This window comes from Pelagibius litoralis (assembly GCF_011683915.1).
GTDB lineage: Bacteria > Pseudomonadota > Alphaproteobacteria > Kiloniellales > Kiloniellaceae > Pelagibius > Pelagibius litoralis.
The window spans coordinates 69,136-93,249 of record NZ_JAAQPH010000002.1; the positions used below are offsets into that span (position 1 = coordinate 69,136).

The following is a 24,114-nucleotide window of genomic DNA, read 5'->3' on the forward strand; positions in this document are numbered from 1 at the left end:
GCAGAGCAAAGAGAAAGGGGCCGAAAGGCCTTTTTTTCACGTCTACTTTACATCACCCTTGGTTCGGATCAGCCTGTCAGTTCAGATCGCCGGCCCGTCAGTTCAGATCGAAGGTGAGGGGCGTGCGTAGCGTCAGGACCACATCGGGCGCGTCGTCGGTGACACCGATCTGGGTGTTCAGATTGACGTTAATGTTGTTCGACAAAGCATAGGAAAAGCCGAGGCTCAGACGCCCGACCTCGAAGCTCTCGGACTCGAAAGTGACGCCGTCGATTTCCTGTTCCGTTTCAAAAACAAAGTCATGGGCGTAACCGACGCTGAAGGAGGCTTTTTCGTTGAGAGAAAAGCCCATCCCGAAGCCGAAACCGACCACGTCGCCCGGCTGTACGTTGCCGACTTCCGCACCGCCGATCGTCTCGTCCACGTCCTCGCCGAAGCTGTGGGTATAGCTCACGTTGGCAAAGAAGACGGCCGGGTCGGTCGGGTAGATCATCGTCAGGCCCGGCTGGATGGCCCAGAAGCCGGAGCCGGTCGACAGTTCCGTCTCGATGCCGTCAGCATCGCGGCTGACGTCAAAGGGTCCGCGGCCGGTGTTTGATTTGATCCGGGCGTTGGCGACGAAGATTGGCCAGTCGTCGCGGCCGGAGTTCAGCTGATAACGTCCGCTTACTTCTATGTCGCCGATATTGGCGGCGTCCAGGCTGCTGGTCGTGGCGCCGCCGGCGCCGATAACTTCCTGGGTCACGTCGTCGTTGCGGTAGACGAAAGGTACTTTGACTTCGATTTCGGAGCGGCTCGTCAGGCCGTAACGCAGCGTGCCCGCGGCGGTTATCGATTGGCGGTCGGCATCGGAAACTTCGATATCGCCGACCAGCACGGTTTCGATAATCTCGACGCCGTCAAAGAAGAAACGAGTGCTGCTGGTATTCTCGTACTCAACGGAGGGTTCGAAGACCAAATGGTTCTTGCGGGTGAGGACCCCGCCGATGTCCTGAACGCCGGACACGTCTATCCGTCGGCGCTGTGCATCCCGATCTTCTTCACCGACCGGTTGTTGCGGTACGGCCTGGCCCTGCGGGGTCGATTGATTCTGTTGTTGTTGCCCCTGGGTCTGCCCTTGCTGGGCGACCTGGCCCGGCTGTCCGCTGTAATCAGCCTGGCTGAAGTTGGTTCCGGGCTGGCCGGCACCGGTAATGCCGCGGATCGCATATTCCAACTGCTCGATACGTCGCTGCTGGGCTTCGATCTGGGCGCGTTGAACCTGGATCAGGTCGAAGAGCTGTTCGACGCTCACCGGCGCCGCTTGCGGGCTTGCCTGCTGGGCCAAGGCAGCGGTGCTCAGGAGCGTCAGGCACAGCCCGACCGCCCCCGTGGTCAGTATTTGGGCCCCTGTCGGTAGCGCGACCATGATTCTCCCCATTCCCCCCTTGGTCACTTTCCATTGTCAATCATAGTGCGCATACAATTCAAGGTTCAAGAAATCCTGTAAGCAATGGGCGGTCCCGCACATCACAATGCTTCGGCAGGAACGGTTTCTTCGGCCCAAGTAAATCATCAATGGGCCGAAGGGGTGTTTTCGCAGCGAATGCTGTATTTTTCGATCAACCGGTAAAGTGTCACCCGGGAAACGCCGAGATCCCGCGCCGCCACGGTGATGTTGTGAGAGTGCTTGCCCAGTGCATCGCGGACCAGAGTCTCTTCGATCCTGGCCTTGGCTTCCTCCAGGGTGGTGCGGTGTCTGGTGCAGGGCTCTTGCGGGTGGCCAAACAGGCCGACGCCCGTTAGGGGGCCGATATCGATCGATTCCGCCGCTCCGGCGGCGCCGGCCAGGGCGCCAGCATCATCGCGGCTTTGCAGGTCCGGCCTCTCCACCAGCCCGAGATCCTCAACGGACAGATGGTCATTGTCGGTCATCACAACGGCGCGGCGAAGCTTGCTGATCAGCTCGCGCACGTTCCCGGGCCAGTGATAGCGTCGCATCGCGGCGATGGCAGCCTCGGAAAGGAAACGCTCGTTGCCGTTGATCTCGGCGGCGAAGGTCTTTGCAAAGAAAGCGCCGAGCAAGACGATGTCCTCACCGCGTTCGCGCAGTGGCGGCAACGTCAGCGCCAGGCAGTTCAGGCGATGGAACAGATCTTCGCGAAACTGCTCGTTGACGATCTGCTTTTGCAGGTCGCGGTTCGTCGCCGCGATGATACGGCAATTCAGTTGCACCGGCTTGTTGCTGCCGACGCGCTCAATGGTCTGTTCCTGGAGAAACCGCAGAAGATGCGGTTGCAGTTCCAGCGGCATGTCGCCGATCTCGTCGAGGAACAGCGTGCCGCCGTCTGCCGCTTCCAACTTGCCGATTTTACGCTGGTGGGCGCCGGTGAAGGCGCCTTTCTCGTGGCCGAACAGCTCCGAGGCGATCAGGGAGGCAGGCAGGCCACCACAGTTGATGGCGACAAAGGGGCCGTCGGCGTAGGGTGAGCGCTCATGAATCGCCTGGGCCGCCAGTTCCTTGCCGGTTCCGCTTTCGCCCTGGATCAGTACCGGCGCCGAGGTCTTGGCGAATCGCCTGATTGTATCGAAGACCCTGAGCATGGCAGGGCTTTCGCCGACCATAAAAGGTTCGTCTGTGGTTTTGCCCAGATCTCGGGGTGCCGGTAAATCTTTGCCCGCGCTTGTTTTGATGTCGAGGGATGAGAGCGTCGGCGCCGGTTTCAGCGCACGCACCAAAGTTGCAAGGCCGGCGTCGCTGCTCCCCAGCTTGACGAGCAAGTCGGCCAAAGCTTCCTGGCTGCGGCTCATGACCTCGTCATGGGTGAGTTCTCGGCCGATCATCTTGACCGCTCCGAATGCTCCGGCACCATCTCCGCGAACCCCCTGTCGCTTGAACCAGGACCCAAGCCCCGGTTGCGGATTGCCCAATGGCGGTTTTCTTGTCGAACCTTTTTTGGTCTTCACCCGTGGCGTCGCTGACGTTTGCTGAAACCATCGTGTGACAAAAGAATTCTAACTTTCGGACGGATCGCAGTGCCAGAGTGCATAAGCGCTATTAATTACGAGCCTTCGGCCCAAAGGACCGAGGGAGATAAACTAAAGGCATAACCCCAGGGGATTATGGCGTGAAAACAAGCCTTTGGATCGCCTTTTGGGTGTGTCGATCGGCATATACACGCTTGGCGATTACTGCGCGAGGCTCAGCGCGAGAGCCATGCCCAGCCCGCCGCAGCCAAGCGCCAGACCCAAGATCACGAAGACATGGATGCCGAGTGAACGCACGCCGACGCTTGCTGCGATGATGACCTTCACCAGGCTGTTGCTGGTCGCCGCGATCAGAATGCCCAGGGCCGCAAGCCCCAGCGGCAGATCCTGCCCGGTCAGGCGGGCCAGGGAGAGCGTTGCCGCGTCCACGTCAGCCAGGCCCGAGATGGCCGCCAGAACAAAGATACCGGCATCGCCGAACCACAGGCGCAAGGCCGTCGCCAACAACATGACCAAGGCCAACAGTAGCCCGAACTTCAAGGCGGTTATGAATTCGAAGGGGTTCCCCAGGGGCATGTCCGGCCGGTTTGCCGGCATTGCCTGCCGGGGCCAGACCGCTGCCGCTGCAGCCAGACCGCCCAAAGTTGCAAGCCCCAGCGGCCAGACCAGGAACGGTAGAAGGCCGGGTGCGAGGATGCCCGCCACGAGCAGGCAACGTGGAAACATGGTCGTCGCTGCAAGCCCGATGCCGGCGGCCAACAAGCGGGGGTTACTGTCCTGGCTGCGTGAGAGGTGTGCGAAGTTCAGCGTGACGACGGTGGAAGACACCATGCCGCCGGCAAGGCTTGCAAGCAGGACGCCGCGCCGTGGACCGGCAATACGGATGGCGCCATAACCCAGTGAGGATACGCCGGCGATCAGCACCACCATCAACCACAGCTCATAGGGGTTGAGCACCTGCCAGGGGCCGTAGCCTTTGTCCGGCAACACAGGCAGCAGAACGACGGACATCGCGAGCAGCTTCAGCACCGCAAGCATTTCTTCTTCGGTGACGAGGCTGAGCCAGCGATGCAGGCTTGTCTTGACGCCCAGCAGCATGGCGGTGACGACGGCCCCCGCCGCCGCGATGGCGATGTCCCCCAGGACGGCGACGGCGCCCAGGGCAAAGGTGACGAGCGCAGCGATGATGGTGGTCGCGCCGAGATCCTGGGTCTCGCTGCTTGCCCTGATGCGGGTGACCAACACCACCAGCGTAAAGGCGACGAAAGCAAAGCCGAGCAGGATCAGGTCCAGCTGCTGGCTGATCAGAGCGCAAAGCCCGCCGAGCAGCCCGCTGAGACCGAGCGTTCGGATGCCGGTGACACGGGTCCCCTCGGCCTGGCTGCGCTTGTGCCAGCCACGCTCCGCGCCGATCAGAAGACCCGCGGCCAGGGCGACGGCGAGACGCAGAAAGCTATCGAGGAGATCCTGTTCCATGTTCCAGTCAACCGTGCCCTACGCTAGACTCTTTCACAGTTTGACGGCACCGGCCCGCACCCCCTCCCGGCCACCCAATGCGATTATCCTGGTGGGTGGCCGGGAGGGGGTGCGGGCTGGAACCGATCCGACGTAAGTCGAAAACGATCCAGAGCCATCGATCCACAGCACAGAGGCCGCAAGGTTTCAAAGCTACAGGGAACGGAAGAGGGTCGCCTTGCGTCAGGTCAAGCCGCGGCCTGCTCTTTCGCCAAAGCCGCCGCGAGGCGCCGGATCGCGGCGATATCCCATCCGCAGGCGCCGAGGATCATGGCGATGCCCAGAGCCGCCGCGACCGACGCCGGAATGGGTGGTTGAAGCGGACTGTTCATCACCGAGACCGCGGACCAGGCAACCCAGATAACCGCCAGGCCGGCTATGACGGCGGTTTCAAGGCTGGGCCGGCTTGCGTCACCCTGGCCGCCCAGGGCCCGGCGGCTGAGCCAGATCCGGGGGCCGCGCTCTGCAGTCGGGTCAGCCATGGTCAGATCATCCAGCGCCAGGGCCGCTTCGCGTCTGGCCTGAGCGATCCGCATCAGCATGAGGCCGAGCACCAGCCCGAGCACAAGGGGGAAGAGGCCGATGAAACTTCGCAGGTCGACCGGCACGATGGCCGATGCCCCGGCAAGCGCTGCCAACTGCTTGCGCTGCTCAATGAACTGCTGTTCCAGCACTCGGCGCTGCCCCAGCAGCGCAGCCTGCACTCTTTCCTGTTGCTTCACCGCATCACCGACAGCGGCGAAAGGTTCGCCGAGCAGGATTTTGCCCTGCAATTGCTCGCCGATTGCGCGGACGACGGCGTCGGCGAAGGCCAGCTTGCCGCCGACGGTTGCCCACCAATCGGATTCAAAGGTTTCATCGATGCGCTGATCGGGGGTTATGACGAGGGCCGCGACGGTTTCGCTCTCCCGTACCAGGGCCTTAGCCGCCGTATTCAGTACCTCGGCATTCTCGGGGAGAGCCTCTGCCGCCCTGCCTGCCGCGTCTGAAGCGCTTTGCAAGGCGTCGAGGTAGGGTGGCCTGATGGTCTGGGACCAGGCTTGTTGCGCGCGGCCATAAGCCGGTTCGACGATCATCTGCCTGGCATAGGCGGAGATGCGCTCCGGGGCATCGGGATGACCATCCTCCAGAGCGGCGACGATCTCGGCCAGGGCAGGGTCGATGTAGATCGTAATCGGCCGGCCTTCATCAGAGGCGGAACGCGGCGCCTGGTTTTGGCCGCTCATCACCATCTGCTGCGGCATCTCCATTGGCCCGGGCATCGCCATTTGCTCCGGCATTGCCATCTGTTCGTATTGATAGGGTGATTCCATTTGCTGCGGCAGCATGACCTCCGGGCCCGGTTGAAGAGCCGGCGCAAGGTCTTGGCCGACAGGTCGGCCGGGCGCGGCAAGTGTCACTTCACCGCTCGGGCCCAGGCGCCCTTCGCGTGCGGCCCTCAGATCGTCGCCAAGACGCACGAAGTCGCTCACCATGGCGCTTGTGGCCCGCGACAGTGTTTCATCCAGGCGTTCCCGGGTGTCTGCCTGCAGCTTGGTCAGTCGCGCCAGTTCCGGCTCCAGCGTGGTCAGTACATCGCTCTTGCTAGCGATCGAGGTTTCCAGCTCGGCGGTCTCGGCGGAAATGCGTAGGTAGGGGTGGACGGTCAGCAGGTGGATCAGCGCCATCAGGCCGGCGATCAGCAGAAGGGCCCGCCGGCTCTTGCCCAGGTCTCGGTGCGCGTTCACCAGCGCGTCGCGTGCGATGCCTTCTATATAGCTCATTCGATTACTTTAGCATGGTTGAATACATTTGCTAACGGGGTGCTGTTGCGCGCGCACCGGCTATGGGGTGGTAACCCCTTCACGTTGCCCTCGCGATCCTTTGAGTTCACTTTTCGTCGCGGCGCACAAAGTGGTGAGGCAGGTCAAACAGCTTGTTTCGGAGCCGTCCATGCAGATTCTCACGGTATTTTTATCGGGCCTTCGCCCGCTGGTCAGACTGGTCCTGCCGGTTGCCCTGGTTATTCCCCTGGCGGCCTTTACCTCGGCGGAACGGCTGTTCGCGCCCTCGTCGGACCTCTGGCCGCGCTGGGAGCGCCATGACCCGGGGAATACCGCAGAGATCGATTTCTCGGCCTGGGACGGCTTTCTGAAACGTCACGTCACGATCGACGCCGTGGGTGTCAGTCGGCTGGACTATGGCGCGGTGGCTGCGCAGGACAAGGATACTCTGGCGCGGATCGTTGAAGAGATGGCCGCCACGCCGATCAGCAACTTCGCAAGAAACGAGCAGTTTGCTTTCTGGGTCAACCTCTACAATGCCGTGACCATAAAGGTCGTTGTCGATCACTTTCCGGTCGAGACCATCCGCGACATCGACATCTCCCCCGGCTTGTTCTCGGAGGGGCCGTGGGATCGGGAATTGGTGACGGTGGAAGGCGAAGCGCTGACCCTCAACGACATCGAGCACCGGATACTCAGACCGGTGTGGGACGATCCGCGCATTCACTACGCAGTGAACTGCGCTTCTATCGGCTGCCCCAATCTGGCCCAAGCCGCTTTCACCGGAAGCGGTATGGAAACCCAGCTCGATGCGGCTGCGCGCAGCTATATCAACGATCCGCGCGGTGTCAGCATCGCCGGCGGCAAAGTGACTGTGTCAAAGATCTACGACTGGTTCCATGAGGATTTCGGCGGCAACACGAAATCGGTCCTGGCGCATCTGCAGCGCTATGCCGATCCGGCCCTGGCCGCCCGCCTGGAGGAAATCGGCGATATTGAAGGGACGGCCTACGACTGGAACCTGAACGGCGTTGCGGCGGTTCCCGAGGGTTGAGGTCAGGGCATCAGTTCTCCCGCCAGGCCCTGGTTACGCTTTCCGTCAGCGGCTGCACGAGATAGTCCAGGGCGGTGCGGGCCCCGGTTTTGATCATCACATCGGCGGGCATCCCCGGCCGCAGGATCTGATCTTTGCCGAGCCGCGCCGCCTCCTGCTCGGAAATAGCGATGCGGGCCAGGTAGTAGGCCTCGCCGCTGCGTTCGTCCTCGAAGCGGTCGGCGGAGAAGTAGGCCACCGTGCCCTGCAGTTTCGGTGTCGTACGCTGCGGAAAGGCGGTGAAGATCACATCCGCCGGCAGGCCGAGAGACAGATTGTCGATGTCGAAGGGTTGAACCCTTGCCTCGACAATCAGCTCATCGTCCACCGGGACGAGCTCCAGTATGGTCGCGCCGGGCTGCACCACCTGGCCGGGGGCATGAACCGCCAGGCCGACGATGATGCCGTCCTCGGGCGCGCGTACCTCCAGGTGATCCAGCACGAATTGCGAGGCCAGAACCCGCTCTCGCAGATCGAAGATCTCCGTGCGGACCTGACGCAGCTCCACCTCCACGGCTTCGCGCGTGTCTTTGCGCAGCTGCAGTATCTCCAGTTCGGCCTGGCTGATGGCGGTCTTGGCGGCGGCGATCTCGGCGATGTGTTCACCGCGCTCACCGCCGAGGCGGGCGGCCTCGCGCTCCAACGCCAGCACCTTGTTCTTTTCGGCGAAGCCCTTCGCCAACAGCTTTTTCAAGCCGTTCAGCTCTTCGCCGATGAGATCGATCTGGCGGGCTTTTGCGTTCTGCTGGGCCGTCAGCCCGTGGATTTGCTCGCCGACCTGAACGATACGTTCCCGATGGATTTCGATTTCACCCTTCAGTGTCTCCCGTCTGGCGGCGAAGAGGCTTTGCTGACCGCGCAGGCTGTCGCCCAGCTGCGGGATACTGGCGCGGGCCATCAGGTCGTCCGGGAAGGTGATTGTTTCGGTGTCGTTGCGCTCGGCCCTGAGCCGCGCTTCGTTGGCGCGGTTCTCGTCCAGCTTGGCCTGTAGGATGGAAAGCGATGCCCTGGCCCGGGTTTCGTCGAGGCGTAGGAGAAGCTCGTCTTTACGCACTGCGTCGCCGTTGCGCACCAGGATCTGGCTCACGATACCGCCTTCCATGTGCTGCAGGGACTTGCGGTTGCTGTCGACCGTTACCTTGCCGGAGGCGATGACGGCGGAGGAAAGCTCGGCCGTGGCGGCCCAGCCGAAGAAGCCGCCGAAGGTGAGGGCAAGGACGGCGAGCCCTGCCAGGATAACGGTTCGGCTGCCTGTGGGCGCGGCGGGTCTGGGCTGGTTCATGCCTGGAGCTCCTTCTTCCCGGCGGTGATCCGGTCTCGCCGGTGACGCTGCTGCGGTACCGCTTTGGTGACCTTCGGCATGACGTCCGCACGCGGACCGAATTGCTCGATCAGGCCGTCCCGCAACACCAGAAGCTTGTCCATGTTGGCGAGGATCGAAGGCCGATGGGCGATGACAACCAGGGTGGTGCCGCCGTTCTTTAATTCGGCGACCGCCCGGCGCAGCGCCTCCTCGCCGTCACCGTCAAGATTGGCGTTGGGTTCGTCCAACACGACGAAGGCGGGGTCGTCGTAGAGAGCGCGGGCGAGGCCGACGCGTTGGCGCTGGCCACCGGAAAGGGCGGCGCCGCCCTGGCCGATGACTGTGTCGTAACCCTGGGGCAGGCGCAGGATCATCTCGTGCACGTTGGCCCGCTCGGCTGCGCGCACGATCTTTGCCGGATCTCTTGACCCGAAACGCGCGATGTTGTCGGCAATGGTCCCGTCGAACAGCTCGACATCCTGCGGCAGATAGCCGAGGGCGGGCCCGAGCTGCACATGGTCCCAGTCGCCGATATCGGCGCCGTCGAGGCGTACATGGCCGGCCGAGGGATGCCAGACCCCGATCAGCAGCCGGGCCAGAGTGGACTTGCCGGCGGCGCTGGGGCCGATAATGCCCAGACTGTCACCGGCTTCGAGCGCGAAGGAGATCCCTTTCAGGACCGGCTTGTCCAGGCCGGGCGCGGCGGCCACGAGGCGCTCGATGGAAACGGCGCCTTTCGGCCGGGGCAGCGGCAAAGCGCTCTCGGGTGACGGGTCCTTTGCGGTGAAGTTTTTCAGGCGGGTATGGGCGGCGCGCGCCAGTATGAAGCCGCGCCATTGGCCGATGGCGCCTTCAACCGGCGCAAGGGCGCGGCCCATGATGATCGACGCGGCGATCATCACGCCAGGAGTGATGATCTGCTGCAGGGCCAGATAGGCGCCGGTACCCAGGATGGCGACCTGCAGCACCGGGCGGACGAACTTCGCCCCTGCGGTCAGCAGCCCGCCGCGATCGCTGGCGGTGGCCTGGGCGGACAGCGCCGCGTGGTGACGTTGCTGCCAGCGCTGTTGCAGGGCAGGCAGCATGCCCATGGCCTCAATGACCTCGGCGTTGCGCAGCGTCGCTTCGGCAAAGCCGTGGGCAGCGGCGCTGTCACGCGACGCCTCGCGCAGGGGCGTGCGCGTGGCGAACTCGCTGATGAGCGCCAATACAAAAAGGATAACCGCGCCGGAAAGGGCGACCAGGCCGAGCAGCGGATGCAGCAGGAAAACGATGACCAGGAAGAGGGGAGTCCAGGGCGCATCGAAAAAGGAGATCAGGCCGCTGCCGGTGAGGAAACCGCGCAGGCTCTCCAGATCCCGTAGGGGCTGCGACCCAGCGTCGTCATTCTGGCGCAGGCGCTGGCGCAGCAGGCCCGCGAAGAGGCGTTCACTCAGGGCGTTGTCGAGCCGCGAGCCGATACGCACCAGTACGCGCGAGCGCACCAGTTCCAACAGCGCGCCGGTCAGGATCATGCCCACCGCCACGACCGTCAGCATGATCAGGGTGTGCCGGCTGCCGGAGGTCAGAACCCGGTCGTAGACCTGCAGCATATAGAGCGGGCCGGTGAGCACCAGAAGGTTGATGAAGAAACTGAAGAAACCAACGGAGAGGAAGGTGGCCCGAACCTGCCTCAAGGCTTCGCCGATGGGGTTATCCAGCTGTTTCCGGGGCGTTCTGCTCATGTCCGGGCCTGTTTTCTTCGGTTTCAATATCCGGCAAAGGCGGCGGCAGCTTTTGGCACCGCCGCCCCGTCCGGGCTACGGAGTTTGCGAGGCCTTAGGCACTGCTGATCATGAAATCATCGGATGACAGGTCATCCTTGTTGACGCCGATCAGTCGGATCTCGTCTCCGCCATCTTCGTCCAGGGTGATAACCGCATCGTCGCCATCGTCCTCGGCAGCATCCAGGACGTCGTCGAAGTCAGCGATGGAGAAGCCGTCAAGCCTGATGAGGTCGTCGCCCGGCTCGAAGTCGTTGATGGTGTCGACACCGCTTCCGCTCTCGAACACGAAGACATCGTCATCGCGTCCGCCCTCCAGCGTGTCGTCACCTTCGCCCCCCTCCAGAGTGTCGTCCCCGCGGCCGCCGACTATGTCGTCGTCACCTTCGCCGCCGGCTATGAGGTCGTCGTCCCGGCCGCCGTCTATAACGTCGTCGTCGTCACCACCATCTATGGTGTCGTCGCCACGACCGCCTTCGATAGTGTCTTCGCCACTGCCGCCACTGATCAGGTCTTCGTCGCGGCCGCCGTCGATGGAGTCATCCCCGGAAGCGCCGATGATAGTGTCTTCGCCGCGCCCGCCCTCGATCGTGTCGGCACCGGTGCCGCCGTCGACGAGGTCGTCATCGCGCCCGCCGTCGATCTCATCGTCCCCGCTGCCACCCATCAGCGTATCGTCGCCCCGCTCACCCGATAACGTATCGTGGCCGGCGGTGCCTTCGATCAGGTCGGCGCTACGAGTGCCGTCCTCCTCTATCCCGTCCGGGCGGGCGTCGAGGCTCAGGCGGCCGAGGATGGGCTCGTGGTCGCTGCCGGTTTCGGTACCGTTGCGGGCGCCGTCGTCAAAGTCCACATTCACATGAACAATGTCGAATTCGATATCTTCCGTCAGGTTTTCCGTCACCAGGAAATGGTCGAGAACCTGGGAGTTTCCCTCGAAAATGAAGGTATAAACCTCATCGTCCTCCAACTCCTCGATCTGGTCGAAGAGTACCTGGTTGCCGTCGGCTTCACCGGTCAGGATCGGTTGGGGCGAGGCAAACTGGAAATCGTTGAGGTCGCCAAGCACGATCACCTTGGCATCGGGATCGTCCGCCTTCAGGCCGTCGACATGGTCGTTGATGGCCTGGGCCTGGGCCTCGCGTTCATCGGCACCGGCGTTGATGAAGGGTTGGATCGCGCCGTAGACCGGCGTCGATCCGAACTTGGAGGAGAAGTGGTTGTTGATAAGGGTGATCTCGTTACCCTCGAAATCGAAGCGCGCCTGGAGCGGGATGCGGCTGCCCGCGAAGGCGTCCAGTTCAAGCGCCTCCACCGAGCCGTCGACCAGTTCCACCCGGTCGGGGTTGTAGAGGTAGGCGACGCGGATGTTGCCGCCCGGTGCCCCGCCCTGGGTGCCGTCGACCGGCGCGACGTCGAAGAACGCGTAGGTCGGCCCCCCGGCCAGGGCTATGGCATCGACAAGCTGCTGCAGGGTCTGGCTGGCATCGGTGGTGCCATCGTTGGTGATGCCGTTGTTGTCCTGAATCTCCTGCAGGGCGATGATGTCGGGCCCGCCGAGGTTGTTGGCGATCTGCTGGCCCAGGATTGCCATCTGGGCTGCATCGCCGCCGCTACCGTCCAGGTTCAGCACGTTGTAGCTGGCGACGGTGAGTTGGTTTTCCGTACCCGCCAGTGCGGAGGTCTCGGCGGTCAGGCCACCGTCGGTGACGACAACAGGCCCGGTCGGGCGGACCTCGTAGTTGCCGAAATTGTAACCCAGTACGCCGGTGACATCGCCGAGGCCGTCACCAACGTCGGCGCCAAGGCCGGAACTGGTCTGGATCTGAATGCGTTCGGGATTGATATCGTTTTCTTCCAGATCGATCCCGCCGCGCGGGTTCAACCCTTCGGGGCCGACATTGTCGCCGCCGTCGGCGACCACCCAGGTCTCTCCGAAACGGCTGGTTGCCGAGGTCGCGACCGCATCGGGTACGGTCACCAGCATGCCCTCCAGGCTTTCGAAGTAGTCCAGCCCGTCGGTGGTCGGATCGAAGGAGCCGAAGGCGTCGTCTTCTACGACCTGCTGTGGCGGAACACGCCCGCCGGCCCCGAGGATCGTCGAGGCGGGCAGGGCATTGCCGCTGCTTTCAATCGTGACGCTGGGATTACCGGCAATCTGGGTTGTCGTCAGATTGGTCGCCGCGCCGCCGGGCAGGTCTTCCTCCACAAGGCCGGTGACCTCCACCGCATCGCCGACAGCGACTGTCTCGCCCGAGGAAATGAAGATGGCGTCGGAGGTTGCGATGTCGCCGTCGCCGTCCGGGTCTTGGATGAAAAAGCCATTGCCGGCCAAGGCGGTGACGATGCCCGTCGTGACGACCAACTGGCCATTGAATACAGAGGTATGTCCCGCACCTTGAATCTGCATGATTGTCGCGGGCACGGCGGGGAGCAGTTCGACTTGGATGTTGCTGGCGCCGGGTGTGTTGCGAGCCTCTCCAGGGACTGCCGCCGAGGGATCGGCGGGGCTGGTGAATTCATTGTTGACCCAATCCGCCGCGGTGTCGCTGTCGGTGCCGTCGGGAATGCGTGAGGCGCCGTCGACGTCCGACCCGAGCACGCTTGCCGAATAGGTCTGATCGCCGCCGCCGCCGTCGGTCACCGCCACAGAGTCGACAACCGACGCCCAGGGTGGGCTGTCGAGGGTGCCGTCGTTGTTGGTGTCGACATCGTCGCCCTCGCTACCGGTGAAGTCTTCCACCAACAGCGCCGTTACCGTTCCGTTCTCGAATTCATTGTTGAGAAATCCGGTGGTCCAGAAGCCGTTGGCGTCCGTGGTGCCGAGTTGGATCGCGGTGTCGATGGTGCCGGCCCCGCTGCCGTCCCCCTCGATCTGGATCAGCCAGAGGTTCGAGTAGTCCGTATCGGGGTCCCCAAAGATCTCGACGAATTCGTTGGTATCGGTGCCATCGTGATTGAAGACAAATTCGTTTATGACCGCCGGCATGGTGGATCCCCCTTCGATTGGTGTTTACGGAATGGTTTCGCATCGCAAGCAGCCGCCTGCCGGCCAGATCGGCGGGCGGCGGTGAGCGCTCTCGCAAAGGTCGAGTTTTTCAAAACAGACTACGCCTCTGGACCTTCGTTGAGGCCGCTGGGACTTTGTCCCTGAGACGGCCCCCGCGAAGGTGTCGGAGAGCCGTGAACGTCGCGTGACACAAAATGAAAGTTTTTCTTACCCAGCCATAGGTTGCATTGAATTCCGGCGTCATGGCTTGTGTCAGAACTATGGCTGATTTTCAGAGTGAGGATGAGAAACGGCGCGGGGTGATTTGCATCTCAAAGGAGATGTGCCAACCGCACCCGTCACCGAAAGGGTTGGTTTACGAGCCCGAAGACTTCGCACCGCGATAGGGTGCGCGTGTTGCGTTGTAGAGGCGGGCGAGACGGTTTGGCGGGAGGCCGAGATAGTACAGCGCATGAATGAGCAGCCAGCCGGCGACGATTTGCAGCGGCGAGCGTCCCTCGAATCGTCGTGACGAGGTCATCACCGCCGGCTCGGCGATGCAGATTGTCTTGCCGTATCGCTCCATACGGCGGCAGAGGTCGTAGTCTTCCATCAGGGCAATCGGTCTTATGCCGCCCAAGGCATTGTAGGCGCTACGCCTGACGAAGATCGCCGAATCTCCGTAGTAGAGACCGAAGCGGCGGAAGCGGGCATAGAAGCGCGTCAGCCAACGGTCGAAGGGGCGGCCGCCGTCGAAGACGATGCGAAAGTTGCCGCCGATCATTTCCGGATCTCCTAAAGCCTGGCGAAGGGCTTTGAGGGCGCCATCGCCCGGCTTGCTGTCGGCGTGGAGAAATAACAGTACGTCGCCTTCGGCCACTTCGGCACCAAGCGCCAGTTGCTGGCCGCGGCCCCGGGCGCCGCGGATGGCTCTGGCGCCGGCCTTCAGGGCGCAGTCGAGGGTGCCGTCGCGACTGCCGCCGTCGATCACCAGGATATCGCTGCCCGGGTCCTGCGCGCGCAGCTCTTTCACCAGCCCGGCGATACGCCCGGCCTCGTTCAGGGTCGGAATGACAATCGAGAGTTTCACTGGTGTCACTCCAACCCGGCCTGCATTTTTCGGTCCATGCCATCGAAGAGACCAAGCGCCCTGAGGTGAGTCTGCCAGTGAGCCCAGCGGTGGCGTGCCCAGCGCTGCGCCCAGAGACGGAGGGGAACCCCTCGGACCCCGGGAAACGGCGCGGCGAGCGGCAGGCGTTCCATGCAGTCGAACCAAAGACCGCGGAGCCAGATGTAGATCCGTTGACGCTCTGCCGGGGTCAATTGCGGCAGCGCTGCGGGAAGGTAGCGCTGCCCAAAGGCGACATGGCGCGCCTCATCGCGGGCAATCGCCCGTGACAGTGCGGCAAAGCGCGGGCAGGTGGTGAAGCGCCGCGCCGTCTCCTGAAAAGCCAGGGCCTCGCCTTCGATGATGACATGCAGAGCCAGCAGAACGGCCTCCGGCGGACCCTGCCAGGCGGCGATACGCTCGGCCGCCGGGGTCAGCAGCCCCTGACTTCCAGGCCAGGCGCTCCGGCCTTGGAGAAAGCGGCGGTAAAGCGCGGCATGACGCTGTTCTTCTTCGGCCTGTAGGGCCAGGCAATCGCGGGCCGAGGCCAGAGGAACCTGACGGCTGAGGTTGCGGCAGGCCTGCGCCGTCACCTCCTCACCCAGAAGGAACTGACCGGCCAGGATTACAGCCAGCCGGTCGTCGGGCGCTTCCGGCCAATCGGCGATCGCCTGCCATGACGATACAGGCGGCCGCCTTGCCGCCTGATGGCCCTTCTCCAGCAAATCCCGAAGGTCGCCGTCCAGTCTGTCGGTCATGGCCGCAATGCGGTTTGCCGACGCGGCAGGCCGCTCTCGCTTACCCGCTGTTCCCAGTGCAGGGCCTGCAGTCGGGCCGAAGACATGCCGCCAAGGTCGTCGGTATCGGCTGATATGGCGAGGTACAGCCGATCCGGCGGCGCCTCGCCGAAAGCCCGGCGATAGTCGGCGGCAAAATCGATGCTCTCGTCATACCAGGTACCGGCTTGCGCTTCGGTCCCGCGCAGAATGATCAGCCGCCCCTCATCGAAGTGAGGATGGCGGATGACGGTACCGCGCTCGCTCGTGCCGCCCCATACATAGGTCATCACCCGTCCGATGGCGGGATAGCCGAAGACGCCGCCGAGGCGGTCAAGGAGCGAGCGTTGCGCGGCGGGCGGCGGGAACCATAGATGGACCGCCAAGGGCCGGTCGTCCCGGCCGACGCGGTCCTGGGGGGAGGGTGCGATGGCCTTGTCGACCCGCCAGCGCCAGTTCAGCCGTTTCGCCGACACCCCCGTGAATTCGGTATAGAGAAATGCCACCGCATCCTGCGCCTCTATGCGCAGCTCGTCCTCCGCCAGGGCCGTGAAGGCGGCCGGCGTCTTCTCCGGCAGGGTGAGGAGCCGCCAATCGGCGAAGCGGTTTCCCGTTTCCGCTGCTGCACTGAGGCCGGGCAGGGTGAGCAGGAAGAGGGCCAGGGCGGCGGACCTGCCCGGCAGACGACGGCGGCGGAGAGCTTGGAAAAGACCCATGGGGGCTCCGAAAACGGGGTGATCCTTGCCAGAAACCTGTGCCTCCGTGGCCGCCGGGGCAATTCACTTCGTCATCAATTGCGCTTGATTGGGGGAAGACCGCGCCCGGTGGGGGATTTTGCTTTGCCGCTTGTGCCGGTGTTTCAGCGGGGCCTGTGTTTCAAATGTATCATCTGTGAGATTTCCCACAGGGGCTGCCTGCAATGAAGGCGTAGGCAGTGTGGCTCGGTCGTCCTGGCCGTGCGCCGCGCATGAGAAATACAAATGGGGAGATATATAATAATGATGACTCACGTCGATGCGCGTGGGGAGCCGGTCAGTGGCGCCTCGGAGACGGCCATTACCCTTTACGAAAAGGCGCTGGCGCAGCTTCAGTGCTATCAGGGCGATCCGGTCGCCACCATAGAAGCGGCAATCGAGGACAGCCCGGAATTCGTCATGGCGCACTGTCTGCGCGCCTACCTCTTTGCGCTGGCAACGGAGGTCGAAGCCATGGCAGAGGCCCGGGCAAGCTTCGACGCCGCCAGCGGTCTGACCACATCCGCCCGTGAAAGACGCCATCTGGCGGCGATCAAACAGTTCCTGGCCGGCAGTTGGGAGGGCGCCATTTCAGCCCTGGAAGATGTCCTGATCGACTCGCCGCGCGACGCCCTGGCGCTGCAGGTGGTTCACCTCAGCGACTTCTACACCGGGGATGCCCGCAGTCTGCGCGATCATGTTGCCCGGGTGCTGCCGGAATGGTCGGCGGACGACCCTGGTTACCATGCGCTGCTCGCCATGTACGCATTCGGCTTGGAGGAGTGCGGCGATTACGCCCGCGCCGAGGACATGGGCCGCCGGGCCATCGATCTGAACCCGCACGACGCCTGGGCCCAGCACGCGGTCGCCCACGTCATGGAGATGCAGGGCCGCCAGGACGACGGTATAAAATGGATGGCCGGGCGGGAGCGCTATTGGGCCGAGGACAACTTCTTTGCCATCCACAACTGGTGGCATCTGGCGCTCTTTCACCTGGACCTCGATCAGACGGACCGCGTTCTGTCGCTCTACGACGGCCCGCTTCGCAAAGACCGTTCCCAGGTGATGCTGGATCTGCTCGACGCCTCGGCCTTGCTCTGGCGTCTGCATTTGCGCGATGTCGACGTGGGCGAGCGGTGGATGGAGCTGGCGGACTGCTGGGAGCCTTTGGCCGGTGACGGGTTTTATGCCTTCAACGATGCCCACGCCATGATGGCCTTCATGGCCGCGGGGCGGGATGAGGCCGCCGATGCGGTTCTGGCCGCGCAGCAGCGCGCGATGGCCGGCAACGCCAGCAATGCCATGATGACAAACCAGATCGGCCATCCGGTCTGCAATGCGCTGCGCGCCTTCGGGCGGGGCGATTATGCCACCTGTGTGGATCTGCTGCGGCCCCTGCGCAGCCGCCTGAATCGTTTCGGCGGCAGCCATGCCCAGCGCGACATCTTCGACCTTACCTTGCTGGAGGCGGCGAAGCGGGCGGGCCAACTGGCCCTGGTGCGCGAATTGGCCAACGAGCGGGTGGAACTGAAACCCAGCAGCCCTCTCAATCAGCGCTATCGCGAAGACGCGGCGCGCCGCCTGGCGGAGATTTCAGGGGCCGCGATGTTCTGAATCCGGGCTGTGCGGCGTCTCCGCCGGCGACCGTTCAGCTCGCCCGCGACGTCAAGCGCCGCGCCAGGGGTAGAATCAGGTAGGTGACCAGCGGGATGAGCGCGAAGCCGAGGATCAGGCCGACGATCCCGTCAAGACTGGCCTTCGCGAGCCATTCCACGAAGCCCGCTGCCGTGGCCGCCATCTGCGCGGCGGCCACGGCAGTGGCGTGGATGGCATGACCCAGCATACCCCAGCCCAGCACCTCAAGCCCGTGGACCACGATGGAACCGCCGACCCAGAGCATGGCCGCCGTGCCGATGGCCGCAATCAGCGTCATGAAGCGCGGCATACCCTTCACAATGCTGCGGCCCAGCGCGCGGGTCAGTTCAAAGCGCCCGACCTGGCTTATCTTCAGTCCTATGTCGTCGGCCTTCACCAGGATCGCGACGCTGCCATAAACAAGAGCGGTGATTCCCACCGCGACCATGGCCAGCACCACGCCCTTGATCCAGAGGCTGTCGGCCTCGATCTCCGCCAGCGCAATGGTCATGATTTCAGCCGAGAGGATGAAGTCGGTTTTGATGGCGCCGGCCACGCGTTCACGCTCCAGGTGCGCGGCATCCAGCGTCGCCGGCTCGGGCCCGTGATCTTCATGCGGTACGAAAATGTGCAGCACCTTCTCCGCGCCCTCGAAGCAGAGATAGCAGCCGCCCAGCATCAAAAGCGGGGTGAGCAGCCAGGGCGCAAAGGCATTGAGGATCATCGCCGCGGGCAGCAGGATGACCAGCTTGTTGAAGATTGAACCCCGGGCGATCTTCAGGACAATGGGAAGCTCACGCGCCGCCGGCAGGCCGTGAACGTATTTCGGCGTTACCGCGGCATCGTCGATGACGACACCCGCGGCCTTGGTTCCCGCCTTGGCGGCATCGTCGACGACCGATCCGGCAACTTTCGCGCTGACCTTTGCCGCCTGGCTGGCAACGTCGTCCACCTGTGCCGCCGCGGCCCTGGCCAGCGCCGCAACATCGTCGAGAAGGGCCAGAAGTCCGCTCATGGCCAGCTTTTCCTCAGACCGTTTGACAGATGAAACACAAGATAGACCGGCGCGGGAACGACCGGATCGCCGTCTTCTTGGTATCTTTGGTCCGGGGTGAGGTCAACCGTTGTTGGACGGCGTTGCGTAAGCGGCGATCAGATCGCGCCAGAATTTCTTTTCCAGCGCCCTGGGCAGGTCGGCGGGGTCGCGCACGGTCATCAGGAAGGCGCCCGGACCGCCGATCACGTTCTGCTTGAAGTAGGCGGGCAGGTCGCGGCGGCCGCCGAAGACCACGCCATTGATGGTCGCACCCTGGCGGATTGCCGCGTCGCGCTGCAGGCTGGGGTCGAAACCGGCGTTGTCCACCCCGTTGCTGAGGATGTTGATGACCGCCCGGCGCCCCTGGAAAGGTGCGTCGATGGCCAGCCTGCTTGCGGCGCCCACCGCCTGGGCGATATCGGTCATGCCGCCACCTGAGGACGCTGTGTCGCTTTGGACGGCCTGCGGCCCCTGGTGATTGCTATCGTAGTGGGAACGGTCGATACGCGGCGCCGCGCGCAGTTGGGCGGCGACCTGCGCGGCATCCTCAGGGCTGGCGATGACGGTCCAGGGCACGACGATGCGCAGCTGGCCGTCGCTCGACCAGGTAAAGGCCATAAAGCCGATGCGTTGCATCAGACCCTCGCCGATCAGCGAGAGGAAATCCTGGTCGGTTACCCCGCGGGCGAGGCCGGTGTACTGCAGCCACTCGTCATGCCGGGTGATCGAGTCGGAGACATCGACGGCAGTAATAAGGTTGAAGTCGGTGGCAAGCGGGCGAGCCGCATTGTCCGCGGCGGCGGGATGAATTGCCGCGGTGATATTCAGAAATAGGACAGCAGTCAGTATTCTGAACAGCATTGCTTCTGCTCCTCAGTTCAAATTTCAGCACGCAAGACGGAAAAAACTGGTTAATTCGCTATGCGGTGGTCTTGCGCTTTACTGTTTTCTGCGGCTGTGACCCGCAATATGCCGGGTCTTTTGAGTATTGAATTATTTGTTCAGCCGGCCTTTACAGGGCCGGGCGACTGGATATCCGGCTGACGAGCACCAGTGCAATATGCGCTTACTGCATTTCCGCAAGGTGTCGCCTTGGCCGCCTTATTGTTTCATTTGTTCCCGGATGTCGCCGGCTAGGCGGCGAGCGCGCAACCGGGCGTGACCTTCGGAAGGCTGTAGCGCTTGGTCAGCGGGTTGAACATGACGACGCAGCGCGCCGACATCTCTGCCAGGTAAGCCTGGGCGGTCGGGGCTTCCAACGTGGTGGCCTGGGCCAGTTCCTCAAGCGTGGAAGGCAGCATCTCGGCCAGGGCGGCGATCAGGCAGGCCCGGGCGTCCGTCATCGTCTGTGGTGCATCGCCACCTTGCCGCCGCGGCTTGGATGCCCGGGCTTCCTGCGGCGACCGCAGTGAGTCGCAGATAGTGGTGAAGAAGAATGTTTGAGCGGCAAACATGGCCTGGTTTTCCTTAGCATTTTGCGCCCCCGCCGGGGCACTCCTTGGCTTCCTGCTAAGACTTACGCGGCCGGGTGTGCCTGGGTTTCACCCTTGGCGCAAAGAATTGAGAGGAATTTGAGTCGCTTGCTGCGGATATGCTGCCTTTTTTTCTGTGTCATCTCCTGGTCAGACCTAGGGTTCCCGGTTCCAGGACCGGAGACCGCCATGATATCGTCATGGGGATGACAGCCGAGCGTATCGCCATTCACGGGTATCGTGACTCTCAAGTAGAAGCGACGCTGGAGAAAACCGGCGGCAATGAGCTTGCAGTGCTGCTGCCCGGGCTTCGCTATCGGACCTCCATGCCGTTGCTCTACTATGCTGGAGCGCTGATGCGAGACCGCGGCGCTGATATTCTGGACGTGCATTTTGTCTACGATGGGATCAACGCCTTCTTGGAGGCCTCTGAGGAAGAGCAACTGGCATGGATTGCCGCTGACGGTCGGAAAGTGTTTGAGACGACTGTCGGCCTTGGGCGCTATGACCGGATCACGGTTATTGGAAAATCGCTTGGAACCATCGCAATGGGTTGGTCGATTCCTGATGAGCCCGGTCTGTCCGATGCGGCTCTTGTGTGGCTGACCCCGAGTGTCCTGGGTACGGGGCTCTTGGAAAGGATGCGGCGCTGTCCCCAGCGCTCAATCTGTATCCTCGGTACGACGGATCCGGGCTACAGCGAAGATCTTCTGCCGGCGTTGAACTGGGATGGCATGACCCTGGCAGTGGTGCCGGGCGCTGATCACGGCTTTGACAGGGCGGAGGGTGTTGTCGCATCGGTCGAGGCGGTGCGGGAGGCTATGGAACATCTTTCCGCTTGGGTGAACGCCGGACGTTGACGGGTTACTGAGACTGCCTGGCGCCCGGTGGTTCGGTTTTCAGTGGACGGCAGGTTAGTGGGTGGTAGTTCCGTCGAGCAACGCCAGAAACTGCGCCACCGCGTCTGCCAGGGCGCCATCGTTCATGATCGTCACCACGCTTGTCCCGGGTGGAAGGGCGGCGCTGCGGGCCAGGCGCTGGCGCACCGCTGCCCGGTCCTCGCGTCCGCGCGCCAGCAGGCGCTGCTCCAGCACGGCCTGCGAGGCGGTAATGAAGGCCACCGTGGTATTGCGGTGTTTGGCTTGCGCTTCTTCGATGACCGCTCTCGACACGTTGGCGATCACCGTCGCGCCGGCGGCCAGCTGGTCGGCGAGGCAGGCCGGCAGGGCATAGCGCAGGCTATGGGCGCCCCAGTGAAGAAAGAAGGCGCCTTCACCGCAGAGGCGGTCGAACTCGGCCTCGGCAAGGGTATCGTGTTCTTCGCTGTCGGGGTCGCTGGGCCGGGTGATGATGCGGCGGGCAAAGACATAGTCCGGGTGGCCGGCCAGTTCGGCTTTGGCCGCGTTGATGACACTGTCCTTGCCGGCGCCGCTGGGCCCGACGACGAGGATCAGGTGTCCGCCCGGCGTATCGGCCGGGTTATCGGCGGGCATGTATCTACTGCCTGGTTGCAAGGGCGCGTTCGATCAGGGGCCGGAAGTCGCCCAGGGAAGGGGTCACCTTTTCCGGGTCCTTCGCAGCCTCGTCCCAGCGGCGCAGGGCAATGGCGGCCTCGGCGTAGGGCCGGGAGAGAAAGGCTTCAGCCTCAGTCTCGCTAAAGGGGCCGCCCTGTACCGCAAGGCTGCGCACCGACTCGTCCGACAGGCGTTGAAAGTAGCCGTCTTCGGCCTGGCAGAGATAGCGCTTGGCGGCAACGTGCTGGGCGATCGGGGCCGTCACCGCCGGCCCGAACCAGCGCGCCAGATAGGCGGCGCCGGTTCTCTCGTGGGCGGCATCGATACCCGCTGCCGCAGCACCCTCGTCATTAGGGTTCACCAGGTGGCCGATGTCGTGCAGCAGCGCCGCCACGACCAAACTCTCCGGCGCGGCGTTTTCCTGCGCAAGCATGGCGCACTGCAGGGCATGCTCCAACTGACTGACGTCTTCGCCGCCGTATCGCTCGCCGCCCAGGTTTTCCAAGAGGGTCAGCAGCTTTTGCACCGGTTGCACGTCGCGTTCCAGGGGCTCGCTCATGACTTTGCCTGTCCTTGTTCCGTGGTTGCCGCCGCAGCGAAACGAAAACGTTCAGCGAGAAAGAAGGGGGCTTCTCTGTTGTCCTGACTATAAAGGCAGACCTCTTGGACCGGAACAGGCTGTTCCAATGCCGCTTTGAAATGCGCGGCCAGGGCCGATTGCAGCCGCGCGCGCTTTTCCGGCTGCGCCAGCGGCCCGGTCAGGGTCATGTGGAAGCGGAACTCCTCCAGGACGTAAGGGTAGCCCCAGGCCCGCAGCAGCTCTTCCTGGCGTGACGAGAGGCCGTTGCCGAGGCGGCGCTGGATATCGGCTTCCGCCAAGGGTGCTCGAAGGGGATCGAGGTCTGTCACCGCCGCCGTGGCGAGCGCCGCCATGGCCGGTGTCGGCTCGGAGAGGGTGAGGGCCAGAAAGGGCCCGATGGCGGAAACCGTCAGCGGCGCCGCCTGAAATGGCTGTTGGGCCGCCGCAAAGGCGGCAACGGCATCGCGCAGTTCGCCCCGGGAAATGCCGGGTGCCAGAGGGAAGGGGGCCTTCAGGGTGGCATGGAAACCATAGCGGCGCGGGCTTTCCGTCACTTCCGCGATCTCGGCCTGCGTCCAACCCTCCAGAGCGGGTTGGGGCAGGCGCGCGCCGTTTTCACAGTCCCGTCCCAGCCAGGTCTGCGCCATCGACCAAAGGGCGCTTTCCCGGGGTAGGGCGTAGTAGACGGCGTAGCGCGGCTGATGGTTGGTGGTCATCGGGGCCTCAGCAGGTGGGACAGTCTGGAGGATGGGGCTGTTTGAGAAACTCAGTATCGTCTTGTAGCGAGTGCAGGGCCCGGCGTACAGGACCGGAAATACGACAGTTTCATGACGGCCGGTAGGCATCGAGTCTGAGAGACGGCGGCGCTCTGGAGTCGCCGTTCCACGGTGTTGAAATGGCGTCAAATCATGTGAAGTATGTAGCTTCTGTGACGATGTAATGACGTAGAGGTTATATTCACGGCAACTTTGGCAGCCGGGATTTGTTCTGTAGAAACATCTTGGTATAAGCCGCGGAAAGGTCACCGCTTTTGGTGATTAATACAGAGTCTGCGGAGTGGACCCATGGATGGCCTGGCCCCTTTTAGACCTTCAAGGTATCGCAGTATTTTCATCTCTGACATTCACCTGGGTACAAGGGGATGCAAAGCAGACTATCTGCTCGATTTCCTGAAGAACACGGACTGTGAGACGCTCTATCTGGTTGGCGACATTTTCGACGGCTGGCGCCTGAAGAAAAACTGGTACTGGCCGCAGGCGCACAACGACGTGGTGCAAAAGCTGCTGCGCAAGGTGCGCAAGGGCATGCGTCTGGTCTATGTGCCGGGCAATCACGACGAGGTCCTGCGCGGCTACCTCGGCATGCACTTCGGCGGCGTCGAAGTCATGAAGGAAGTCATTCACGAAACCGCCGACGGCCGGCGCATGCTGGTGATCCACGGCGACGAGTTCGACGGCATCGTGAAGTATGCGCGCTGGCTGGCGCTGCTCGGCGACTGGGCCTACGTCACCATGCTGCACGTGAACACCTGGTTCAATTTCTTCAGGCGCAAGCTGGGTTTCGGCTACTGGTCGCTGTCGGCCTATCTGAAGCATCGGGTGAAGAACGCCGTTCAGTTCATCTGCAGCTTTGAGGACGCGGTGGTCGCCGAAGCCAGGCGCCACGGCGCCGACGGGGTGATCTGCGGCCATATCCACCTGGCGGAGATGCGGATGATCGATGGCATCCTCTATGTGAACGACGGCGACTGGGTGGAAAGCTGCACAGCCCTGGTCGAGCACATGGACGGCCGCCTGGAGATTCTGCCCTGGGCGGAGTTGCGCGCCTTTCCCATGCTGGAGCCGGCATCGGTGGTGGCGGCCTAGA

20 protein-coding genes are annotated in these 24,114 nt (G+C 63.3%); 4 read left to right on the top strand and 16 right to left on the bottom strand.

All coding sequences use genetic code 11. The annotated features are described in order from the left end of the window. Positions 1-97: 97 nt before the first annotated feature. The 4 genes from HBA54_RS02485 to HBA54_RS02500 all read right to left on the bottom strand — a co-directional run bounded on the left by HBA54_RS02485 (position 98) and on the right by HBA54_RS02500 (position 6,245). Positions 98-1,408, bottom strand: a complete 1,311-nt coding sequence (locus tag HBA54_RS02485) for an autotransporter outer membrane beta-barrel domain-containing protein (RefSeq protein ID WP_167221034.1) — start codon at positions 1,406-1,408, stop codon at positions 98-100. A gap of 146 nt (positions 1,409-1,554) precedes the next feature. Beyond that, positions 1,555-2,823, bottom strand: a complete 1,269-nt coding sequence (locus tag HBA54_RS02490) for a sigma-54 interaction domain-containing protein (RefSeq protein ID WP_205944372.1) — start codon at positions 2,821-2,823, stop codon at positions 1,555-1,557. A gap of 345 nt (positions 2,824-3,168) precedes the next feature. Then, the gene (locus HBA54_RS02495; RefSeq protein ID WP_167221036.1) at positions 3,169-4,443 is read right to left on the bottom strand and encodes an MgtC/SapB family protein; all 1,275 of its coding nucleotides are present in this window, start codon (positions 4,441-4,443) and stop codon (positions 3,169-3,171) included. Positions 4,444-4,670: 227 nt separating this feature from the next. Then, positions 4,671-6,245 (bottom strand): hypothetical protein, encoded by a 1,575-nt coding sequence (locus HBA54_RS02500; protein ID WP_167221038.1) that lies wholly within the window; start codon positions 6,243-6,245, stop codon positions 4,671-4,673. A 169-nt stretch (positions 6,246-6,414) separates the two neighbouring features. Between HBA54_RS02500 and HBA54_RS02505 the strand changes: the two genes are divergently transcribed. Beyond that, entirely contained in the window at positions 6,415-7,299 is an 885-nt protein-coding gene (locus HBA54_RS02505; RefSeq protein ID WP_167221040.1) for a DUF547 domain-containing protein, read from the top strand. Between the two features lie 10 nt (positions 7,300-7,309). Here HBA54_RS02505 and HBA54_RS02510 read toward each other — a convergent pair whose 3' ends face one another. The 6 genes from HBA54_RS02510 to HBA54_RS02535 all read right to left on the bottom strand — a co-directional run bounded on the left by HBA54_RS02510 (position 7,310) and on the right by HBA54_RS02535 (position 15,993). Continuing rightward, positions 7,310-8,620, bottom strand: coding sequence for an HlyD family type I secretion periplasmic adaptor subunit (locus tag HBA54_RS02510; RefSeq protein WP_167221042.1), 1,311 nt, complete (start codon positions 8,618-8,620; stop codon positions 7,310-7,312). After that, positions 8,617-10,365, bottom strand: coding sequence for a type I secretion system permease/ATPase (locus tag HBA54_RS02515; protein WP_167221044.1), 1,749 nt, complete (start codon positions 10,363-10,365; stop codon positions 8,617-8,619). Before HBA54_RS02515 ends, HBA54_RS02510 begins: the two co-directional genes overlap by 4 nt. A 94-nt stretch (positions 10,366-10,459) precedes the next feature. Continuing rightward, entirely contained in the window at positions 10,460-13,393 is a 2,934-nt protein-coding gene (locus HBA54_RS02520; RefSeq protein WP_167221046.1) for a DUF8508 domain-containing protein, read from the bottom strand. 376 nt (positions 13,394-13,769) lie between these two features. Next, positions 13,770-14,483: a TIGR04283 family arsenosugar biosynthesis glycosyltransferase gene (locus HBA54_RS02525; RefSeq protein ID WP_167221048.1), complete on the bottom strand. Its 714-nt coding sequence runs from the start codon at positions 14,481-14,483 to the stop codon at positions 13,770-13,772. 5 nt (positions 14,484-14,488) lie between these two features. Beyond that, a complete protein-coding gene (locus tag HBA54_RS02530; protein WP_167221050.1) occupies positions 14,489-15,259 on the bottom strand; it encodes a ferritin-like domain-containing protein in 771 nt (256 codons plus the stop codon). After that, positions 15,256-15,993 (bottom strand): DUF3047 domain-containing protein, encoded by a 738-nt coding sequence (locus HBA54_RS02535; RefSeq protein WP_167221052.1) that lies wholly within the window; start codon positions 15,991-15,993, stop codon positions 15,256-15,258. The genes HBA54_RS02530 and HBA54_RS02535 overlap by 4 nt, the downstream gene beginning before the upstream one ends. 282 nt (positions 15,994-16,275) lie before the next feature. Here HBA54_RS02535 and HBA54_RS02540 point away from each other — a divergent pair, with 282 nt between their 5' ends. Beyond that, positions 16,276-17,625 carry a tetratricopeptide repeat protein gene (locus HBA54_RS02540; RefSeq protein WP_205944373.1) on the top strand — a complete coding sequence of 450 codons (1,350 nt, stop codon included), beginning with the start codon at positions 16,276-16,278 and terminating at the stop codon, positions 17,623-17,625. A gap of 34 nt (positions 17,626-17,659) precedes the next feature. Here HBA54_RS02540 and HBA54_RS02545 read toward each other — a convergent pair whose 3' ends face one another. The 3 genes from HBA54_RS02545 to HBA54_RS02555 form a co-directional block, all read right to left on the bottom strand. Continuing rightward, entirely contained in the window at positions 17,660-18,661 is a 1,002-nt protein-coding gene (locus HBA54_RS02545; protein ID WP_167221054.1) for a DUF808 domain-containing protein, read from the bottom strand. Between the two features lie 102 nt (positions 18,662-18,763). Then, positions 18,764-19,543, bottom strand: a complete 780-nt coding sequence (locus tag HBA54_RS02550) for a DUF1194 domain-containing protein (protein WP_167221056.1) — start codon at positions 19,541-19,543, stop codon at positions 18,764-18,766. Between the two features lie 272 nt (positions 19,544-19,815). Continuing rightward, positions 19,816-20,136, bottom strand: a complete 321-nt coding sequence (locus HBA54_RS02555) for a hypothetical protein (protein WP_167221058.1) — start codon at positions 20,134-20,136, stop codon at positions 19,816-19,818. A 218-nt stretch (positions 20,137-20,354) separates the two neighbouring features. Here HBA54_RS02555 and HBA54_RS02560 point away from each other — a divergent pair, with 218 nt between their 5' ends. Continuing rightward, entirely contained in the window at positions 20,355-21,014 is a 660-nt protein-coding gene (locus HBA54_RS02560; protein WP_167221060.1) for a hypothetical protein, read from the top strand. A gap of 54 nt (positions 21,015-21,068) precedes the next feature. Here the strand turns inward: HBA54_RS02560 and phnN are convergent, their stop codons facing one another. Genes phnN through HBA54_RS02575 form a run of 3 tightly spaced genes read right to left on the bottom strand, consistent with a single transcriptional unit; the run spans position 21,069 to position 22,964 of the window. Next, positions 21,069-21,647: a phosphonate metabolism protein/1,5-bisphosphokinase (PRPP-forming) PhnN gene (gene phnN / locus HBA54_RS02565; RefSeq protein ID WP_167221062.1), complete on the bottom strand. Its 579-nt coding sequence runs from the start codon at positions 21,645-21,647 to the stop codon at positions 21,069-21,071. A 4-nt stretch (positions 21,648-21,651) separates the two neighbouring features. Then, positions 21,652-22,227, bottom strand: a complete 576-nt coding sequence (locus HBA54_RS02570; protein ID WP_167221064.1) for a phosphonate degradation HD-domain oxygenase — start codon at positions 22,225-22,227, stop codon at positions 21,652-21,654. After that, positions 22,224-22,964, bottom strand: coding sequence for a DUF1045 domain-containing protein (locus HBA54_RS02575; protein ID WP_167221066.1), 741 nt, complete (start codon positions 22,962-22,964; stop codon positions 22,224-22,226). The genes HBA54_RS02570 and HBA54_RS02575 overlap by 4 nt, the downstream gene beginning before the upstream one ends. 348 nt (positions 22,965-23,312) lie before the next feature. Here HBA54_RS02575 and HBA54_RS02580 point away from each other — a divergent pair, with 348 nt between their 5' ends. Next, complete coding sequence (locus HBA54_RS02580; protein WP_167221068.1) at positions 23,313-24,113, top strand: UDP-2,3-diacylglucosamine diphosphatase; 801 nt, start codon at positions 23,313-23,315, stop codon at positions 24,111-24,113. The last annotated feature ends 1 nt before the right edge of the window (position 24,114 follow it).

Excerpts from the sequence above, each read along its gene's own strand:
- HBA54_RS02485 (WP_167221034.1), bottom strand. The coding sequence starts at position 1,408 with ATGGTCGCGCTACCGACAGGGGCCCAAATACTGACCACGGGGGCGGTC.
- HBA54_RS02490 (WP_205944372.1), bottom strand. The coding sequence starts at position 2,823 with ATGATCGGCCGAGAACTCACCCATGACGAGGTCATGAGCCGCAGCCAG.
- HBA54_RS02495 (WP_167221036.1), bottom strand. The coding sequence starts at position 4,443 with ATGGAACAGGATCTCCTCGATAGCTTTCTGCGTCTCGCCGTCGCCCTG.
- HBA54_RS02500 (WP_167221038.1), bottom strand. The coding sequence starts at position 6,245 with ATGAGCTATATAGAAGGCATCGCACGCGACGCGCTGGTGAACGCGCAC.
- HBA54_RS02505 (WP_167221040.1), top strand. The coding sequence starts at position 6,415 with ATGCAGATTCTCACGGTATTTTTATCGGGCCTTCGCCCGCTGGTCAGA.
- HBA54_RS02510 (WP_167221042.1), bottom strand. The coding sequence starts at position 8,620 with ATGAACCAGCCCAGACCCGCCGCGCCCACAGGCAGCCGAACCGTTATC.
- HBA54_RS02515 (WP_167221044.1), bottom strand. The coding sequence starts at position 10,365 with ATGAGCAGAACGCCCCGGAAACAGCTGGATAACCCCATCGGCGAAGCC.
- HBA54_RS02520 (WP_167221046.1), bottom strand. The coding sequence starts at position 13,393 with ATGCCGGCGGTCATAAACGAATTTGTCTTCAATCACGATGGCACCGAT.
- HBA54_RS02530 (WP_167221050.1), bottom strand. The coding sequence starts at position 15,259 with ATGACCGACAGACTGGACGGCGACCTTCGGGATTTGCTGGAGAAGGGC.
- HBA54_RS02535 (WP_167221052.1), bottom strand. The coding sequence starts at position 15,993 with ATGGGTCTTTTCCAAGCTCTCCGCCGCCGTCGTCTGCCGGGCAGGTCC.
- HBA54_RS02540 (WP_205944373.1), top strand. The coding sequence starts at position 16,276 with ATGATGACTCACGTCGATGCGCGTGGGGAGCCGGTCAGTGGCGCCTCG.
- HBA54_RS02545 (WP_167221054.1), bottom strand. The coding sequence starts at position 18,661 with ATGAGCGGACTTCTGGCCCTTCTCGACGATGTTGCGGCGCTGGCCAGG.
- HBA54_RS02550 (WP_167221056.1), bottom strand. The coding sequence starts at position 19,543 with ATGCTGTTCAGAATACTGACTGCTGTCCTATTTCTGAATATCACCGCG.
- HBA54_RS02555 (WP_167221058.1), bottom strand. The coding sequence starts at position 20,136 with ATGTTTGCCGCTCAAACATTCTTCTTCACCACTATCTGCGACTCACTG.
- HBA54_RS02560 (WP_167221060.1), top strand. The coding sequence starts at position 20,355 with ATGGGGATGACAGCCGAGCGTATCGCCATTCACGGGTATCGTGACTCT.
- phnN (WP_167221062.1), bottom strand. The coding sequence starts at position 21,647 with ATGCCCGCCGATAACCCGGCCGATACGCCGGGCGGACACCTGATCCTC.
- HBA54_RS02570 (WP_167221064.1), bottom strand. The coding sequence starts at position 22,227 with ATGAGCGAGCCCCTGGAACGCGACGTGCAACCGGTGCAAAAGCTGCTG.
- HBA54_RS02575 (WP_167221066.1), bottom strand. The coding sequence starts at position 22,964 with ATGACCACCAACCATCAGCCGCGCTACGCCGTCTACTACGCCCTACCC.
- HBA54_RS02580 (WP_167221068.1), top strand. The coding sequence starts at position 23,313 with ATGGATGGCCTGGCCCCTTTTAGACCTTCAAGGTATCGCAGTATTTTC.